The organism is Janthinobacterium lividum, from assembly GCF_034424625.1.
Classification (GTDB): domain Bacteria; phylum Pseudomonadota; class Gammaproteobacteria; order Burkholderiales; family Burkholderiaceae_D; genus Janthinobacterium; species Janthinobacterium lividum.
The window spans coordinates 4,893,982-4,912,296 of sequence record NZ_CP139976.1 but is presented as its reverse complement, the minus strand read 5'-3'; the positions used below and the strand labels follow the sequence as shown (position 1 = coordinate 4,912,296).

Genomic DNA, 18,315 nt, shown 5'->3' with positions numbered 1-18,315 from the left:
TGTAAGCCGTAGTAGCATAGATTGACTTAAAGCAAGGTTTAATCATGCTGGGAAGCCACCTTGAGTCCTGTTGACGGTAGTTGTCATCGGCGTGCAGGTTTGCCTTGACCGTTATCTGCAATAGCTCCAGCGCCAAGATAAATGTATTGAGGGAAGACAAATGTTTCTAAATTTCACGAAATTTGGATGGCTATCCACGCCTGTCCGGAGTGTTGATGGCTTCATTGCCAGGGCCCATGGCGCGCCGCCTGTCCAAGGCTTGCTGCCATCGTGGCTGATGCGCCTGGCGGGAACCCTGCTGTTTGTCTTGCTATCCCTCTTTTCCAGCCAGGCTTCCGCCGCCAGTGCCTGCCCGAGTCCGCGCAACATCAGCGTGGTGGCGGGGCAAGAGTATTACGAGGATTATTCCAATTCGGCTTGTTCCCCCTTCGGCCTGACGGGCACCCTGGTGCCGCCGCAACACGGCACGCTGGAGGATTCGAACCAGACGAATGCCGTGCGCTACAGGAATACGAATCTCAGCGCGACCTCCGATACCTTCACCGTCAAGGACGATGTGGCGCAGCCCATCGTGTACAACGTCACGATCACTTCCGCCATCGTGCTGTCGCCTGCCACCGTGCCGACTGCGACGGTGGCCCAGGCTTATCCTGTGACGGCCTTGAGCGCGACGGGCGGCGCGGCGCCCTACACCTACGCGGTGACGGCTGGCAGCTTGCCTGCAGGCATGAGCCTGTCCGGCGCCGGTAGTCTGTCTGGCACGCCGACGGCGGGAGGCACGTTCAATTTCACCGTGCGGGCCACGGACTCGCTGGCTGCCAATGGCACGCGCGCTTATGCGCTGACGGTCAATGCGCCAACCATCACCGTCGCGCCGACGGTCATGCCGGCAATGACAGTCGGTCTTGCCTATAGCCAGGGCATCACTGCGGCGAACGGCACGGCCACCTATACCTATGCCATCACTGGCGGCAGCCTGCCCACGGGCTTGAGCCTGGCCGCGAACGGCACCCTGTCCGGCACGCCCACGGCAGCGGGGCCGTATAACTTCACCGTCACCGCGACCGACAGCAGCAGCGGCAGCGGCCCCTATACGGGGTCGCGCGCGTATTCCGTCACCGTCGCGGCCGGCGCCCCCGTGGCCGGTGCCGTCAGCGCCACCGTGGCCTATGGCAGCAGCGCCAACCCGATCACCCTGAACCTGAGCGGCGGCGCGGCGACGTCGGTGGCCGTGGCCTCCGCTGCCTCGCACGGCACGGCGACGGCCAGCGGCACCAGCATCACCTACACGCCGACGGCCGGTTACGGCGGACCGGATAGCTTCACCTACACGGCATCCAACGGCGTGGGCACCTCGGCGCCCGCCACCGTGACGATCACGGTCGGCGGCCCCACCATCACGATTGCGCCAAGCACCGTGCCTGCGGCAGCCGTGGGTAGCGCATACAGCCAGAGCGTGACGGCCGCGAACGGTGGCGCGCCATACACCTACGCCATCAGCGCCGGCGCCTTGCCGGCCGGCCTGACCTTGAATGCCTCCACTGGCGTGCTGTCGGGCACGCCGACGGCGGGCGGCGTCTTCAACTTTACCGTGCGCGCCACGGACAGTTCGACGGGCAGCGGCCCATACTCTGGCGCGCGCGCCTACTCGATGACGGTGGCAGCACCAACGATCAGCATCACGCCGACGGTCATGCCGGCCATGACGGCCGGCGTCGCCTACAGCCAGTCCATCAGCGCCGCCGGCGGCACGGCCACGTATAGCTATGCCATCACCGGCGGCAGCTTGCCGACGGGCCTGAGCCTGGCTCCGGATGGCACTCTGTCGGGCACGCCCACGGCAGCGGGGCCGTATAACTTCACCGTCACCGCGACCGACAGCAGCACCGGCAGCGGCCCCTACACGGGTTCGCGCGCGTATTCCGTCACCGTAGCGGCCGGCGCTCCCGTGGCCGGCAATGTCAGCACCAGCGTGGCCTATGGCAGCAGCGCCAACCCGATCACGCTGAACCTGAGCGGCGGCGCGGCGACGTCGGTGGCCGTGGCCTCCGCTGCCTCGCACGGCACGGCGACGGCCAGCGGCACCAGCATCACCTACACGCCGACGGCCGGTTACGGCGGACCGGATAGCTTCACCTACACGGCATCCAACGGCGTGGGCACCTCGGCGCCCGCCACCGTGACGATCACGGTCGGCGGCCCCACCATCACGATTGCGCCAAGCACCGTGCCTGCGGCAGCCGTGGGTAGCGCATACAGCCAGAGCGTGACGGCCGCGAACGGTGGCGCGCCATACACCTACGCCATCAGCGCCGGCGCCTTGCCGGCCGGCCTGACCTTGAATGCCTCCACTGGCGTGCTGTCGGGCACGCCGACGGCGGGCGGCGTCTTCAACTTTACCGTGCGCGCCACGGACAGTTCGACGGGCAGCGGCCCATACTCTGGCGCGCGCGCCTACTCGATGACGGTGGCAGCACCAACGATCAGCATCACGCCGACGGTCATGCCGGCCATGACGGCCGGCGTCGCCTACAGCCAGTCCATCAGCGCCGCCGGCGGCACGGCCACGTATAGCTATGCCATCACCGGCGGCAGCTTGCCGACGGGCCTGAGCCTGGCTCCGGATGGCACTCTGTCGGGCACACCAACGGCGGCGGGACCATTCAATTTCACCGTCACGGGCACCGACAGCAGCACCGGCAGCGGCCCCTACACGGGTTCGCGCGCGTATTCCGTCACCGTAGCGGCCGGCGCGCCCGTGGCCGGCGCCGTCAGCGCCAGCCTGGCCTATGGCAGCAGCGCCAACCCGATCACGCTGAACCTGAGCGGCGGCGCGGCGACGTCGGTGGCTGTGGCCTCCGCTGCCTCGCACGGCATGGCGACGGCCAGCGGTACCAGCATCACCTACACGCCGACGGCCGGCTACGGCGGGCCGGATAGCTTCACTTACACGGCTACGAACGGCATCGGCACCTCGGCGCCCGCCACCGTGACGATCACGGTCGGCGGTCCCACCATCACGATTGCGCCAAGCACCGTGCCTGCGGCAGCCGTGGGTAGCGCATACAGCCAGAGCGTGACGGCCGCGAACGGCACCGGGCCGTACACCTACGCCATCAGCGCCGGCACCTTGCCGGCCGGCCTGACCTTGAATGCTGCCACCGGCGTATTGTCGGGCACGCCGACGGCGGGCGGCGTCTTCAACTTTACCGTGCGGGCCACGGACAGTTCGACGGGCAGCGGCCCGTATTCCGGCGCGCGCGCCTACTCGATGACTGTCACTGCGCCGACGATCACGGTGGCACCAACGGTGATGCCGGCGATGACAGCCGGCGTCGCCTACAGCCAGGGCATTGCCGCCGGCGGCGGCACGGCCCCGTATAGCTATGCCATCACCGGCGGCAGCGTGCCGACGGGCCTGAGCCTGGCGGCGGACGGCACCTTGTCCGGCACGCCGACGGCAGCGGGGCCATATAACTTCACCGTCACCGCGACCGACAGCAGCAGTGGCAGCGGACCTTACACGGGGTCGCGCGCCTACTCCGTCACGGTGGTGGTGGCGCCCCCAGTGGCCGGCGCCGTCAGTGCGACGGTGGCGTATGGCAGCAGCGCCAATCCGATCACCCTGAACCTGAGCGGCGGCGCGGCGACGTCGGTGGCGGTGGCTTCCGCTGCCGGCCACGGCACGGCGACGGTCAGCGGCACCAGCATCACTTACACGCCGGCGGCAGGTTATTCCGGGCCGGACAGCTTCTCCTACACGGCCAGCAATGGTGGCGGCACGTCGGCGGAAGCCATCGTGACGATCACGGTAACGCCCAGCGTACCCGTTGCCGGCGCCGTCAGCGCGACGGTGGCGTATGGCAGCAGCGCCAATCCGATCACCCTGAACCTGAGCGGCGGCGCGGCGACATCGGTGGCCGTGGCCTCCGCCGCCGGCCACGGCACGGCGACGGTCAGCGGTACCAGCATCACTTACACGCCGGCGGCAGGTTATTCCGGGCCGGACAGCTTCTCTTACACGGCCAGCAATGGTGGCGGCACGTCGGCGGCTGCCGTCGTGACGATCACGGTGACGCCTAGCGTGCCCATTGCCGGCGCCGTCAGCGCGACGGTGGCGTATGGCAGCAGCGCCAATCCGATCACCCTGAACCTGAGCGGCGGTACGGCGACGTCGGTGGCGGTGGCCTCCGCCGCCGGCCACGGCACGGCGACGGTCAGCGGTACCAGCATCACTTACACGCCGACGGCAGGCTATGCCGGGCCAGACAGTTTTACCTATACGGCCAGCAATGCCGGCGGCACGTCTGCGTCAGCCACAGTGACGGTCACAGTAGGCAATCCTAGCGTCAGCCTGACCCCGGCCACCTTGCCCAATCCGACGGCGGAGGCAGCCTACACTGCAACCCTGGCGGCGACGGGCGGCACGGCGCCGTATACCTACAGCGTGACCAGCGGCACCTTGCCTGTCGGCCTGAGCCTGAATGCGGCCACCGGCGTGTTGTCCGGTACGACCAATGTGGCCGGCAGCTTCCCTGTCAGCATCAAGGTCGCGGACAGCAGCACCGGCGCGGGGGCACCGTTCAGCGCCAGCAACAGCTATACCTTGATAGTGGTTGCCCCCGTAATCTCGGTGACGCCAGGTTCGCTGGCGGCGCCGAAAGTGGCCACGGCGTATAGCCAGCAATTGTCGGCCAGCGGCGGCGTCGCTCCCTATGCCTACACGGTGTCGGCCGGCAGCCTGCCTGCGGGCCTGACGCTGAGCAGCAGTGGTCTGCTCAGCGGTACCCCAACGGCGGGCGGCAATTTCACCGCGACCGTGCAGGCGGCCGATGCGCACCAGTTCACAGGCACGCAAAGCTATACCCTGGTGGTGTCCTCGGCCACGGTCAGCCTGACGCCGACCACCTTGCCGAATCCAACGGCGGAAGCGGTCTACACTACGACGCTGACGGCAGCGGGCGGCACGGCGCCGTACACCTTCAGCGTCAGCAGCGGTACCTTGCCCGCTGGCCTGAGCCTGAATGCGGCCACGGGCGTACTGTCCGGCACGACGAATGTGGCGGGCAGTTTCCCGTTCAGTATCAAGGTCACGGACAGCAGCACGGGCACGGGTGCGCCGTTCAGCGCCACCAGTAGTTATACCGTGACCGTCGGCGCGCCGACGATCACGCTCACGCCAGCCACCTTGCCGGCGGCGACAGTGGCCACGGCGTACAGCCAGCCACTGTCGGCCAGCGGCGGCATCGCTCCCTATGCCTACACGGTGTCGGGCGGCAGCCTGCCAGCGGGCCTCGCCTTGAGCAGCAGCGGCTTGCTGAGCGGCACGCCAACGGCAGCCGGCAGTTTTACCGTGACCGTGCAGGCGGCCGATGCGCATCTGTTTACCGGCACGCAAAGCTATACGCTGGTGGTGTCTTCGGCGACGGTCAGCCTGACGCCAGCCACCTTGTCCAATCCAACGGCGGAAGCGGCCTACAGCGCGACCCTCTCGGCGACGGGCGGCACGGCGCCGTACACCTTCAGCGTCAGCAGCGGTACCTTGCCCGCTGGCCTGAGCCTGAACGGGGCCACGGGCGTACTGTCCGGCACGACGAATGTGGCGGGCAGTTTCCCGTTCAGCATCAAGGTCACCGATAGCAGCACAGGCGTGGGTGCGCCATTCAGCGCGAGCAACAGCTATACCCTGGCAGTGGCGGCACCGGTCCTGACACTGACGCCGGCCAGCCTGGCGCCAATCCGTGCCGGCGACGCGTACAGCCAGACATTCACGGCGGCCGGCGGCATCGCGCCGTATGCGTACTCCGTGAGCGGCGGCGCCTTGCCAACGGGCCTGGTGCTCAATGCGGCGACCGGCATCGTCAGCGGCACGCCGACGGTGGCGGGCAGCTACAACTTCACCTTGCAAGCGAAGGACGCGCACCAGTTCACGGTGCAGCAAGCGTTGACCCTGCAAGTGAACCAGGCGCCGCCGCCGGTGCCGAATGAAACGGCGACGACCTCGGCCAACCAGGAAGTGAGCCTGACCATCGCTTCCACGGATGGCAGCCCGATCACCGATGTGACCATCGTCACGCCGCCGCAGCATGGGCGCGTCACGGTGGTGACGAGCGGTGCGGCGGGCGGTGGCAGCGGCCGCTCCTTCAAGGTGACGTATGTGCCGAATGCGAACTACTTCGGTCCTGACGCCTTCAGCTACACGGCGACTGGGCCGGGCGGCACGTCCGCGCCCGCGACGGTCAGTGTTACGGTGGCGCCGCAGCCGGTGCCGGTACCTGTCGCCAAGACGGTCACGGTATTGGCCGGCACGCCGGTGACCCTGCCCGTGACGCAAGGCGCCACGGGCGGGCCGTTCACGGCAGTGGCGATTACCACGCAGCCGGCCAGCGGCACGGCAGCGGTGAATGGCATGGACATCGTCTATACGCCAGGCATCAATACCAGCGGCCAGATCAGCATCGGCTACACCGTGTCGAACGTGTTCGGCACCTCGGCGCCGGTGACGTCGACGATTTCCGTCAATCCGATGCCGCAGGTGGCCAGCCAGAGCGCCACGGTGGTGGCCGGCCTGACGGTCAATGTGGACCTGACGGCGGGCGCCACGGGCGGTCCGTTCACGGCGGCGAATGTGCTGAGCGTGGCGCCGGCGGAGGCGGGCAAGGCGGTGGTGCGCGACGTGGGCACGGCCGGCAAGCCGTCGTACCAGCTGAGCTTTGCGGCCTCGGGCAAGTTTGCCGGCGCAGCGGTGGTCAGCTATACCCTGAGCAATGCCTTTGCCACCTCGAAGCCGGGCGTGGTCAACGTGACCGTGACGGCGCGCCGCGACCCGTCGGTCGATCCGGAAGTGATCGGCCTGCAGGCGGCGCAAGCCGATGCGGCGCGGCGTTTCGCCAGCGCGCAGCTGTCGAACTTCACGCAGCGCCTGGAAAGCCTGCATGGCGACGGCTGGGGACGTTCCAGCTTTGGCCTGAGCCTGACGCCGCCGAACGACAGCGGCAACCCGACGGCGGCGCTGGCGCGCTGGCAGGAGCAGGAAGCGGACCGCGTGTTCGGCACGGCCGTGAAACCGTTCATGCGCAAGGCTTCCCTGCGCCAGCCCGATGCCGGTTTCAGCAGCGAGCGGCAACAGGTGGATGTCAGCGGCGCCACGAACGGCTTGCCGGACATGCCGCAGCGCCCGGACACGCAGAAGCAGGCCTTGGCATTGTGGCTGGGCGGTGCGGTGGACTTCGGCCAGCACGATGTGAATGGCCGCGACACGGGCTTCCGTTTCCGCACCAACGGCGTGAGCGTGGGTGGCGATTACCGCCTCAGCGACCTGGCGACCCTGGGCGTGGGCGCCGGCTTCAGCCATGACCGCAGCGACGTGGGCCAGAACGGCAGCCGCAGCACGGCCGACAGCGCCGTGGCGGCCGTGTATGGCAGCCTGCGTCCGAGCAAGGGCGTCTTCCTTGACGGCGTGCTCGGCTACGGTACCCTGCAATACGATGCGTCGCGCTACCTTACCGATGGCAGCGGTTTCGCCACGGGTGAACGCGACGGCAAGCAGGTGTTCGGCGCGCTGGTGGGCGGCATCGAGATGCGCCAGGAAATGTGGATGTGGTCGCCGTATGGCCGGGTGGAACTGATGTCGGCCAAGCTCGATCCGTACACGGAGAAAGCGGCGGGCATCAACGCGCTGAGCTACTTCAAGCAGACGGTGCGTTCGCGCATCGGCGCGCTGGGCGTGCGGGCCGAGGGCATCTATGTGGGCGGCCTGGGCACGTGGTTCCCGCGTGCGCGGCTCGAGTACCGGCACCAGTTCCAGGGCGCCGATGATGCGCGCCTGGCCTATGCCGACCTGGCGGCCGACGGCCCCGTGTACGTGATCCGCACGGTGCCGCAGCAGACGGGCAACTGGACGGCGGGACTGGGCGTCAAACTGCTGCTGTCGAACGGCATGACCATTACCCTGGACTACAACAGCAATCTGAACATGGATAGCGGACGTAGCCAGTCGGTGATGTTCGGTATTGCCATGCCGCTCAAGTAGCGCTACGGCTCAAGGAGGTGACGCCGCGGGGCGGGAGCAGCTTGCTCCCGCCCCGCGGTGCATATGACGTCTGGTTTTTCATGTCATTGCCGTGCCAGGGCGGCAATGATTCCATTAGAATCAGGCATCGTCTTTACCACACTGCTTACGGAATGGAATATCTGGAATGATGAATGTCCTGACCATCGAACATTTTGCCGCGCGCGTCAACGAGACGTTTATTGCGGCCGGTGACGGGAATGCCGCCTTTGTCCTGAAGGAAGTGCGCCCGCTGCCGTCAGCAACTCTGGAGGGCTTGATGCGCAAGCCGTTCAGCCTGCTGTTTCACAATAGCTCTCCCATCCTGTTCAGCCAGAAAATCTTCCAGATGCAGCATGATGCGTTTGGCGAAGTGGGTATCTTTTTGGTGCCGGTGGCGCGTGACAGCCACGGCTTCCTGTACCAGGCAGTGTTTAACTGAGGCCGGTACGGGGAGAGGGGCAAGGCGGGCGCCGCGATGGCGCCGCCTGCCTGGATGCATCAAACTTAATCAAACGACGGGAATTCCCCTTGCAGGGCGATGCAGAAATTGACCGCCAGCATCGGCTGGCGGTTTTCGTGCGGCTGGCCGCCACCGGCAGTACCGATCGCGGCCGGGGACAGCGTGACATTGGGTGGCGTCGTCGGCACGAATGCGGACGTGCCGCCCAGCGCAATCAAGCCATCGCCAGCGAGCGGGGTGTTGTGCTGCAGGGCGGCCGTGGGCTGGCGGTACACATTGAGTTGATGGGTGTGATTCGGGATCTCCGTGACGTTCAACGAGACACTGTTGCTGCCGAAGGTCTCGCCCATCACGCGCGGTGTCAGGCCCGGTCCTTGTCCCTGGCTGCAGGGCGCGCGTCCCGTGAAGTTGGGCAGCTGGAAGGTGGTGGTCCCGTTCCCCCCATACTGCGTGCCGATCAAGGAAAACAGGGCGCTATATTGCTGGATTTGCAGGGTGGCGCCATTGCAGCTGGCCCACCCGTAGGGTGTGAAATTGAAGCCGAAGACTTGTATCTCGCCAAGGTATGGTGTTGTCACGGTAGGTTCTCCTGATCGATTTTATGGGCTGCGCTGGCTTGCCGGCTGCTATTGCTGCGATGGGAAAATGCCTGCCCATGCGATGCAAAATGACGCTGTCAGGGTGGGCATGGTGTTCTCGTGCGGCAGGGTGCCGCCTGTCGCGCCCGTGGCGGTGGTTGCCAGTGCATAGGCGGTCAGGCCGGTCAGGTCGCTGGTGTACATCTTGTCGTTATTCGACGGGGCCGTCAGCAGCAGGTTGGCCGCTGGCACATTCGCCGTCGCCAGGGTGCTGTTCACATTGAACGGGTGCGTATGCGAAGGAAGCTGGGTTGCCAGCAAGGTCACCGATTCGCTGCCGCTTCGTTGCCCGATGGGCCGGTTGGTCAGGCCGGGACCGGTGCCCATATGCAGGGGAACCTGGCCGCGCAGGTCGGGCACGGCGAAAGTGTTGACGCCGTCGCCGCCGTAGGTGGTGCCCAGCAGGGTATACAGTACTTCATTATTGGCGATCGGTTTCAGGCTGCCGTCGCAGGCGAACCAGCCGCTGGGAATGCGGGGAAAGGCAAACAGGCGAATTTCGCCGACATAGGGTGTGGTCATGACTATGCTCCGTAAGAATTGGCTGATTCGTTAGTTGCGCGACGGGAAGATACCGCTCAAGGCGATATTGAAGTTGATGACCGAGAACGGCTGCATATTGTTATGCGCCTGGTTGCCGCCGGTCAACGCCAGGGTTTGGTTGGAGAGGGTAACTTGCGGCCCGGCCGAACCATAGATGGATTCCGCGCCGCTGCCGCCAAACAGGGTATTCGTGGGATTTTTCGACGTGCCGGGCGTCGTTACCGTATTGGCCGCATGCGTGTGCGGGGGCATCTGTGTCGATATCAAGGTGACAGCCTCGGTCCCCGCTCGGGTGCCGATCGGGTAGGGGGAAGGTTGCCAGGCGCCATCGACAGAACTACCCGCACCGACAGGGGTACTGCCTTGCAAGTTAGGCAAGGCAAAGGTCGTACTGCCATTGCCGCCGTAATAGGTACCCAGCAGTGCAAACAGCGCCTGATTTTGCGCAACGGGCAGCAATTGCCCGTTACATGCCGCAAATCCACGCGGCGCAAAATTGAAGCCGCCCATCATGATTTGTCCTAGATACACATCAGCCATCATCGTTCTCCCACGGTTGGAATGCAATTGAATTTCAAATTGGAAATATTTTCCATTTGCAACCAATATTGCGTTTTAAAAAACCCTTTTTGTTATAGTTACTTTATTGAAATCTCGGGTTAGCATACGTTGTCATATGGCAAGCGTCAACATCTGTTGGCACTGTAGAAGAGCCTGGATAGGCATCGCTTGCAGCCTGAATTCATGTGCATTTTTTATTTAAAAAACACTGTATTGGAGAAATTATGTTGCGTATTTGCAACGATATTGGCGCCCGTCCGGCACTTTCTTTCCTGCTTGCCTTTTTTGCCGGAAACAAGGGGCGAATGCCAAACAGTGCCGCTGAGAGGCTGCCAGTATCCGGCCGTTTCGTGCACTGGCTTGCTTCGTTGTGCCTGCTGATGCTGGCGTTCGGCGCCACGCCCGCGCAGGCGGCAGGCCCGAGCCTTATCTGCCCTCCGAATCAGAGTTTTACAGTTGCCTCGGGTGCCTCGTACATCATCGATCTGTCGAGCTGCAATACTTTTGGCCTGAACGATAATGCCGCCACGGCATTGCACGGCACGATTACCGGCCTCACCAACAATCAGGACAACAAGGCGACCTATACCAATAATGGAGATGGCGCGCTGTCCGATACGTTTGTGCTGCTCGATGAGTCGCAAGGAGAGATCACTTTCACGGTGACCGTCTTGCCCGCGGCGGCTGCCTTCACCGTGGCGCCCGGCAGTTTGACGGCACCCGTGATTGGCGTGCCCTACAGCCAGGGCATGTCGGCGAGCGGCGGCGTGGCCCCCTATGCCTACGCGTTTGATTCAGGCACCTTGCCACCTGGCATCACCGTGTCGTCGAGCGGCGTGATTTCCGGCACCGTGACGGCTACCGGCTCCTTTGCATTTGGCGTCAAGGTCACCGATTCGACGGCAGGCACGCCGCAGGTAGTCATCAAGAATTATTCCGTGACGGTCGCCATCCCTACCTTGTCCATCACGCCCACCACCCTGGCGGCCGGCGGGCTGTCGGCGCCCTACAGCCAGCAGATGTCCACTTTGAATGGCACTGCGCCCTTTACCTATGTGGTGGAGTCGGGCAGTTTGCCGCCTGGCCTGAGCCTGTCCTCCAGCGGCTTGTTATCGGGTACGCCGAGCGCCCTGGGCACCTATAACTTTGTGATCAAGTCGACGGATGTCACGGGCGGCAATGGACCGTACAACACGTCCAGAAGCTATTCCCTGGTGATCAACGCCCAGCCGCCGCCGACCATCACCGGCGTGTCGCCTGCATCCGGCCCTGCGACCGGCGGCACGGCCGTCACCATTACTGGTACCGGCTTTACGGGCGTTACGGCGCTGAAGTTTGGCGCCAATAATGGCGTCTCCGTCACCGTCGTCAATGCCACGACCATAACCGCCACGTCGCCTTCCGGTAGTGCTGGCACCGTGAACGTGACCGTCACCGCGACTGGCGGCACCAGCGCCACCGGCGCTGCCAACCAGTTCACGTATATTCCTGCGCCAACGGTCACCAGCATTTCGCCCACGGCAGGTCCTGCCGCTGGTGGCACGAGCGTCACCATTACGGGCACGGGGTTTACCGGCGCTACAGCGGTGACCTTCGGCGCCACGGCAGCCACCGGCTTCACGGTCAACAGCGCCACGCAGATCACGGCCACGGCGCCTGCCGGTACCGGTACGGTGGACGTGCGCGTCACCACGACGGGCGGTACCAGCGCCACCAGCGGGGCGGACCAGTACACCTTTGTGGCGGTACCGACGGTGACGAGCATTTCGCCCACGGCCGGCCCGGCCACCGGCGGCACCACCGTCACCATCACCGGCACGGGTTTTGGCAGCACCACGGCGGTGACCTTCGGCGCCACGGCGGCCACCGGCTACACGGTCAACAGCGCCACGCAGATCACGGCCACGGCGCCAGCCGGCAGCGCTGGCACGGTCGACGTGCGCGTCACTACGGCGGGCGGCACCAGCGCCACCAGCGCCGCCGATCAATTTACCTATGTGGCACGGCCGGTGGTGAGCAGCATTTCGCCCACTTCAGGACCTACGACCGGTGGCGCCACGGTCATCATCACCGGCTCGAATTTTAGCGGCACGACAGCCGTGACGTTCGGCGCCACGGCGGCCACCGGCTACACCGTCAACAGCGCCACGCAGATCACGGCCACGGCGCCGGCCGGCAGCGCTGGCACGGTGGACGTGCGCGTCACTTCGGTGGGCGGCACCAGCAACACCAGTGCCAACGATCAATTTACCTACGTGACGCTGCCTGCGGTCAGCAGCATTTCGCCGACAGCCGGTCCGGCCACCGGCGGCACGAGCGTCATCATCACGGGTACGGGCTTCAGCAGCACCACGGCGGTGACGTTTGGCGCCACGGCGGCGAGCGGCTTTACGGTCAACAGCGCCACGCAGATCACGGCGACGGCGCCAAGCGGCACGGGCACGGTGGACGTGCGCGTCACCACGACGGGCGGCACCAGCGCCACCAGCGCGGCCGATCAATATACCTATGTGGCGGCACCGGTGGTCAGCAGCATTTCGCCGACGGCCGGTCCGGCTACCGGCGGCACCACGGTCACCATCAGCGGTTCGAATTTCAGCGGCGCGACAGCCGTGACCTTCGGCGCCACGGCGGCCACCGGCTTTACCGTCAACAGCGCCACGCAGATCACGGCGACGGCGCCCGCAGGCACGGGTACCGTGGACGTGCGCATCACCACCGCTGGCGGCACCAGCGCCACCAGTGCAGCGGACCAGTTTACGTATGTGGCCGCACCGGCGGTGAGCGGTATTTCGCCTGCCACGGGCCCTGCTACCGGCGGCACCACGGTCACCATCACGGGCTCGAATTTGGGCGGTGCGACTGCCGTGACGTTCGGCGCCACGGCGGCCACTGGCTTCACCGTCAACGGCGCCACGCAGATCACGGCGACGGCGCCAAGCGGCACGGGCACGGTGGATGTGCGCGTGACCACGGCGGGTGGTACCAGCGCCACCGGCGCGGCGGACCAGTTCACCTATTTCGGTGCGCCAGTTGCGGGTGGTTCCAGCGCCACGGTGGTGTACGGCAGCAGCGCCACCCCGATCACCTTGTCACTTGGCGGCGGCACGGCGACCTCGGTGGCCATCGCCTCCGGCGCTTCGCACGGCACGGCGACGGCCAGCGGCACCAGCATCACCTACACGCCGACGGCCGGCTATGGCGGCCCTGACAGCTTCACCTACACGGCCACCAATATCGTCGGTACTTCGGCGCCGGCCACCGTGACCATTACGGTGGGCGTGGCAACGGTAACTGTCGTGGAAACCAGCGTGTCGGGCGCAACAGTCGGCACGGCATACAGCCAGACCCTGACGGCCGCGGGCGGCACGTCGCCTTACACCTACACGATCAGCGCAGGCGCCTTGCCGGCAGGCCTCAGCCTGTCCAGCGGCGGGATACTGTCAGGCACGCCGACGGCTGCCGGCACTTTCAATTTCACCGTGCGCGCCCAGGATAGTTCGACGGGCAGCGGCCCGTATGCCGGCACGCAGGCCTACTCGCTGACGGTGGCGGCGCCAACGATCTCGGTAGCGCCGCCTGCCTTGCCTGCAATGACGGCCGGCGTCGCTTTCAGCCAGGCCATTACCGCCACCGGCGGGACGGCAGCATATAACTATGCCGTCACGGCGGGCAGTTTGCCGACGGGTCTGAGCCTGGCGGCGGACGGCACCTTGTCCGGCACGCCGGCAGCAGCGGGCGCGTACAGCTTTACCGTCACCGCGACCGACAGCAGCACCGGCGCAGGCGCTCCCTTCTCGGGCTCACGCGCCTATTCCGGCAGCGTGGCACCGGGTGCGCCCATTGCCGGCAATGTCAGCGCCACGGTGGCCTACGGCAGCAGCGCCACCCCGATCGCCTTGAGCCTGAGCGGCGGTGTGGCGACCTCGGTAAGCGTGTCCTCCGGCGCCTCGCATGGCACGGCGACGGCCAGCGGCACCAGCATTGCATATACGCCGACGGCCGGTTATGGCGGGCCAGACAGCTTTACCTACACGGCCACCAACGGCATCGGCACCTCGGCGGTGGCCACCGTGAGCATCACGGTGGGCACGCCGACCGTGACGATTGTGCAAACCAGCGTAGCTGGTGCAACAGTCGGCACGGCCTACAGCCAGACCCTGACGGCCGCGAACGGCCTGGCACCGTACGCCTACGCGATCAGCGCCGGTGCCTTGCCGGCCGGCGTGAGCCTGTCGAATGCCGGTCTGCTGGCTGGCACGCCAACGGCGGGCGGCACCTTCAACTTCACCGTGCGGGCCACGGACAGTTCGACGGGCAGCGGTCCATATGCGGGCGTGCGCGCCTATTCGCTGACGGTGGCGGTACCGGCGATCAGCATCGCGCCGGCGGCCTTGCCAGCCATGACGGCCGGCGTCGCCTTCAGCCAGGGCGTCACCGCCACGGGCGGCACGGCGCCGTATGGCTATGCCGTGACGGCTGGCAGCCTGCCGACAGGCCTGAGCCTGGCGGCGGACGGTACCGTGTCCGGCACGCCGACGGTGGCGGGCGCCTACAGCTTCAGCATCACCGCCACGGACAGCAGCACCGGCAGCGGACCGTATACAGGCGTGCATGCCTATTCCGGCACGGTGGCGATCGCCGTGCCCGTGGCCGGCGCCGTCACCACGACGGTGGCCTACGGCAGCAGCGCCAACCCGGTTCCATTGAACCTGGGCGGCGGCGCGGCGGCCTCCGTGGCAGTGGCATCGCTACCCGCTCACGGCACGGCGACGGCCAGCGGTACCGGCATCACGTATACGCCGACGACCGGCTACGGCGGCAGCGACAGCTTTACCTATACGGCCACGAATGCCAGCGGCACCTCGGCGCCGGCCACCGTGACAGTCACCGTGGGCGCGCCGACGGTCAGCTTGACGCCGGCCACCTTGCCCAATCCCGTGGCGGAAACCCCCTACAGCGTCAGCGTCATGGCGACGGGCGGCATGGCGCCGTACACCTACAGCGTGACCAGCGGCAGCCTGCCTGCCGGCTTGAGCCTGAACACTGCCACGGGTGTGCTGTCCGGCACGACGAATGTGGCCGGCAGCTTTACTTTCAGCCTGCGCGCCAGCGACAGCAGCACGGGCGCGGGTGCGCCGTTCAGCGCGAGCAAGAGTTATACGGTGGCCGTTTCCGCGCCGACGATCACGCTCACGCCGGCCACCTTGCCGGCGGCGACAGTGGCCACGGCGTACAGCCAGCCACTGTCGGCCAGCGGCGGCGTCGCTCCCTATGCCTACACGGTGTCGGGCGGCAGCCTGCCAGCGGGCCTCGCCTTGAGCAGCAGCGGCTTGCTGAGCGGCACGCCAACGGCAGCCGGCAGTTTTACCTTGACCGTGCAGGCGGCCGATGCGCATCTGTTTACCGGCACGCAAAGCTATACCCTGGTGGTGTCTTCGGCGACGGTCAGCCTGACGCCAGCCACCTTGTCCAATCCAACGGCGGAAGAGGCCTACAGCGCGACCCTCTCGGCGACGGGCGGCACGGCGCCGTACACCTTCAGCGTCAGCAGCGGTACCTTGCCCGCTGGCCTGAGCCTGAACGGGGCCACGGGCGTACTGTCCGGCACGACGAATGTGGCGGGCAGCTTCCCGTTCAGCATCAAGGTCACCGATAGCAGCACAGGCGTGGGCGCGCCATTCAGCGCGAGCAACAGCTATACCCTGGCAGTGGCGGCACCGGTCCTGACACTGACGCCGGCCAGCCTGGCGCCAATCCGTGCCGGCGATGCCTACAGCCAGACATTCACGGCGGCCGGCGGCATCGCGCCGTATGCGTACTCCGTGAGCGGCGGCGCCTTGCCAACGGGCCTGGTGCTCAATGCGGCGACCGGCATCGTCAGCGGCACGCCGACGGTGGCGGGCAGCTACAACTTCACCTTGCAAGCGAAGGACGCGCACCAGTTCACGGTGCAGCAAGCGTTGACCCTGCAAGTGAACCAGGCGCCGCCGCCGGTGCCGAATGAAACGGCGACGACCTCGGCCAACCAGGAAGTGAGCCTGACCATCGCTTCCACGGATGGCAGCCCGATCACCGATGTGACCATCGTCACGCCGCCGCAGCATGGGCGCGTCACGGTGGTGGCGAGCGGCGCGGCAGGGGGCGGCAGCGGCCGCTCCTTCAAGGTGACGTATGTGCCGAATGCGAACTACTTCGGTCCTGACGCCTTCAGCTACACGGCGACTGGGCCGGGCGGCACGTCCGCGCCCGCGACGGTCAGTGTGACGGTGGCGCCGCAGCCGGTGCCGGTACCTGTCGCCAAGACGGTCACGGTATTGGCCGGCACGCCGGTGACCCTGCCCGTGACGCAAGGCGCCACGGGTGGCCCGTTCACGGCCGTGGCCATCACGACGCAGCCGGCCAGCGGCACGGCAGTGGTCAATGGCATGGACATCGTCTACACGCCAGGCATCAATACCAGCGGCCAGATCAGCATCGGCTACACCGTGTCGAACGTGTTCGGCACCTCGGCGCCGGTGACGTCGACGATTTCCGTCAATCCGATGCCGCAGGTGGCCAGCCAGAGCGCCACGGTGGTGGCCGGTCTGACGGTCAATGTGGACCTGACGGCGGGCGCCACGGGCGGTCCGTTCACGGCGGCGAATGTACTGAGCGTGGCGCCGGCGGAGGCGGGCAAGGCGGTGGTACGCGACGTGGGCACGGCCGGCAAGCCGTCGTACCAGCTGAGCTTTGCGGCCTCGGGCAAGTTTGCCGGCGCAGCGGTGGTCAGCTATACCCTGAGCAATGCCTTTGCCACCTCGAAGCCGGGCGTGGTCAACGTGACGGTGACGGCGCGCCGCGATCCGTCGGTCGATCCGGAAGTGATCGGCTTGCAGGCGGCGCAAGCCGATGCGGCGCGGCGTTTCGCCAGTGCGCAGCTGTCGAACTTCACGCAGCGCCTGGAAAGCCTGCATGGCGACGGCTGGGGACGTTCCAGCTTTGGCCTGAGCCTGACGCCGCCGAACGACAGCGGCAACCCGACGGCGGCGCTGGCGCGCTGGCAGGAGCAGGAAGCGGACCGCGTGTTCGGCACGGCCGTGAAACCGTTCATGCGCAAGGCTTCCCTGCGCCAGCCCGATGCCGGTTTCAGCAGCGAGCGGCAACAGGTGGATGTTAGCGGCGCCACGAACGGCTTGCCGGACATGCCGCAGCGTCCGGACACGCAGAAGCAGGCCTTGGCGCTGTGGCTGGGCGGCGCGGTGGACTTTGGCCAGCACTATGTGAATGGCCGCGACACGGGCTTCCGTTTCCGCACCAACGGCGTGAGCGTGGGTGGCGATTACCGCCTCAGCGACCTGGCGACCCTGGGCGTGGGCGCCGGCTTCAGCCATGACCGCAGCGACGTGGGCCAGAACGGCAGCCGCAGCACGGCCGACAGCGCCGTGGCGGCCGTGTATGGCAGCCTGCGTCCGAGCAAGGGCGTCTTCCTCGACGGCGTGCTCGGCTACGGTACCCTGCAATATGATGCATCGCGCTACCTTACCGATGGCAGCGGTTTCGCCACCGGTGAACGCGACGGCAAGCAAGTGTTCGGCGCGCTGGTGGGGGGCATCGAGATGCGCCAGGAAACGTGGATGTGGTCGCCGTATGGCCGGGTGGAACTGATGTCGGCCAAGCTCGATCCGTACACGGAGAAAGCGGCGGGCATCAACGCGCTGAGCTACTTCAAGCAGACGGTGCGTTCGCGCATCGGCGCGCTGGGCGTGCGGGCCGAGGGCATCTATGTGGGCGGCCTGGGCACGTGGTTCCCGCGTGCGCGGCTCGAGTACCGGCACCAGTTCCAGGGCGCCGATGATGCGCGCCTGGCCTATGCCGACCTGGCGGCCGACGGCCCCGTGTACGTGATCCGCACGGTGCCGCAGCAGACGGGCAACTGGACGGCGGGACTGGGCGTGAAGCTGCTGCTGTCGAACGGCATGACCATCACGCTGGACTACAACAGCAATCTGAACATGGATAGCGGGCGTAGCCAGTCGGTGATGTTCGGCATTGCCATGCCGCTCAAGTAATCAGTTAGC

The 18,315-nt window shown here is 66.5% G+C and carries 6 protein-coding genes; 3 read left to right on the top strand and 3 right to left on the bottom strand.

Features of this window, described 5'->3' with window-relative positions; genetic code table 11:
* The first annotated feature begins 160 nt into the window (after nucleotides 1-160).
* Nucleotides 161-8,032, top strand: a complete 7,872-nt coding sequence (locus tag U0004_RS22250; protein ID WP_147284985.1) for a putative Ig domain-containing protein — start codon at nucleotides 161-163, stop codon at nucleotides 8,030-8,032.
* Between the two features lie 166 nt (nucleotides 8,033-8,198).
* The gene (locus U0004_RS22245) at nucleotides 8,199-8,492 is read left to right on the top strand and encodes a DUF6916 family protein (RefSeq protein WP_230520887.1); all 294 of its coding nucleotides are present in this window, start codon (nucleotides 8,199-8,201) and stop codon (nucleotides 8,490-8,492) included.
* A gap of 65 nt (nucleotides 8,493-8,557) precedes the next feature.
* On the opposite strand, the gene U0004_RS22240 is transcribed toward U0004_RS22245, so the two are convergent.
* Genes U0004_RS22240 through U0004_RS22230 form a run of 3 tightly spaced genes read right to left on the bottom strand, consistent with a single transcriptional unit; the run spans nucleotide 8,558 to nucleotide 10,300 of the window.
* Entirely contained in the window at nucleotides 8,558-9,091 is a 534-nt protein-coding gene (locus U0004_RS22240; RefSeq protein ID WP_115057554.1) for a phage tail protein, read from the bottom strand.
* Between the two features lie 48 nt (nucleotides 9,092-9,139).
* Entirely contained in the window at nucleotides 9,140-9,673 is a 534-nt protein-coding gene (locus tag U0004_RS22235; protein ID WP_070253778.1) for a phage tail protein, read from the bottom strand.
* 30 nt (nucleotides 9,674-9,703) lie between these two features.
* Nucleotides 9,704-10,300, bottom strand: a complete 597-nt coding sequence (locus tag U0004_RS22230; RefSeq protein ID WP_231958696.1) for a phage tail protein — start codon at nucleotides 10,298-10,300, stop codon at nucleotides 9,704-9,706.
* A 305-nt stretch (nucleotides 10,301-10,605) separates the two neighbouring features.
* Here U0004_RS22230 and U0004_RS22225 point away from each other — a divergent pair, with 305 nt between their 5' ends.
* The gene (locus tag U0004_RS22225) at nucleotides 10,606-18,306 is read left to right on the top strand and encodes a putative Ig domain-containing protein (RefSeq protein WP_167468688.1); all 7,701 of its coding nucleotides are present in this window, start codon (nucleotides 10,606-10,608) and stop codon (nucleotides 18,304-18,306) included.
* Nucleotides 18,307-18,315 lie beyond the last annotated feature (9 nt).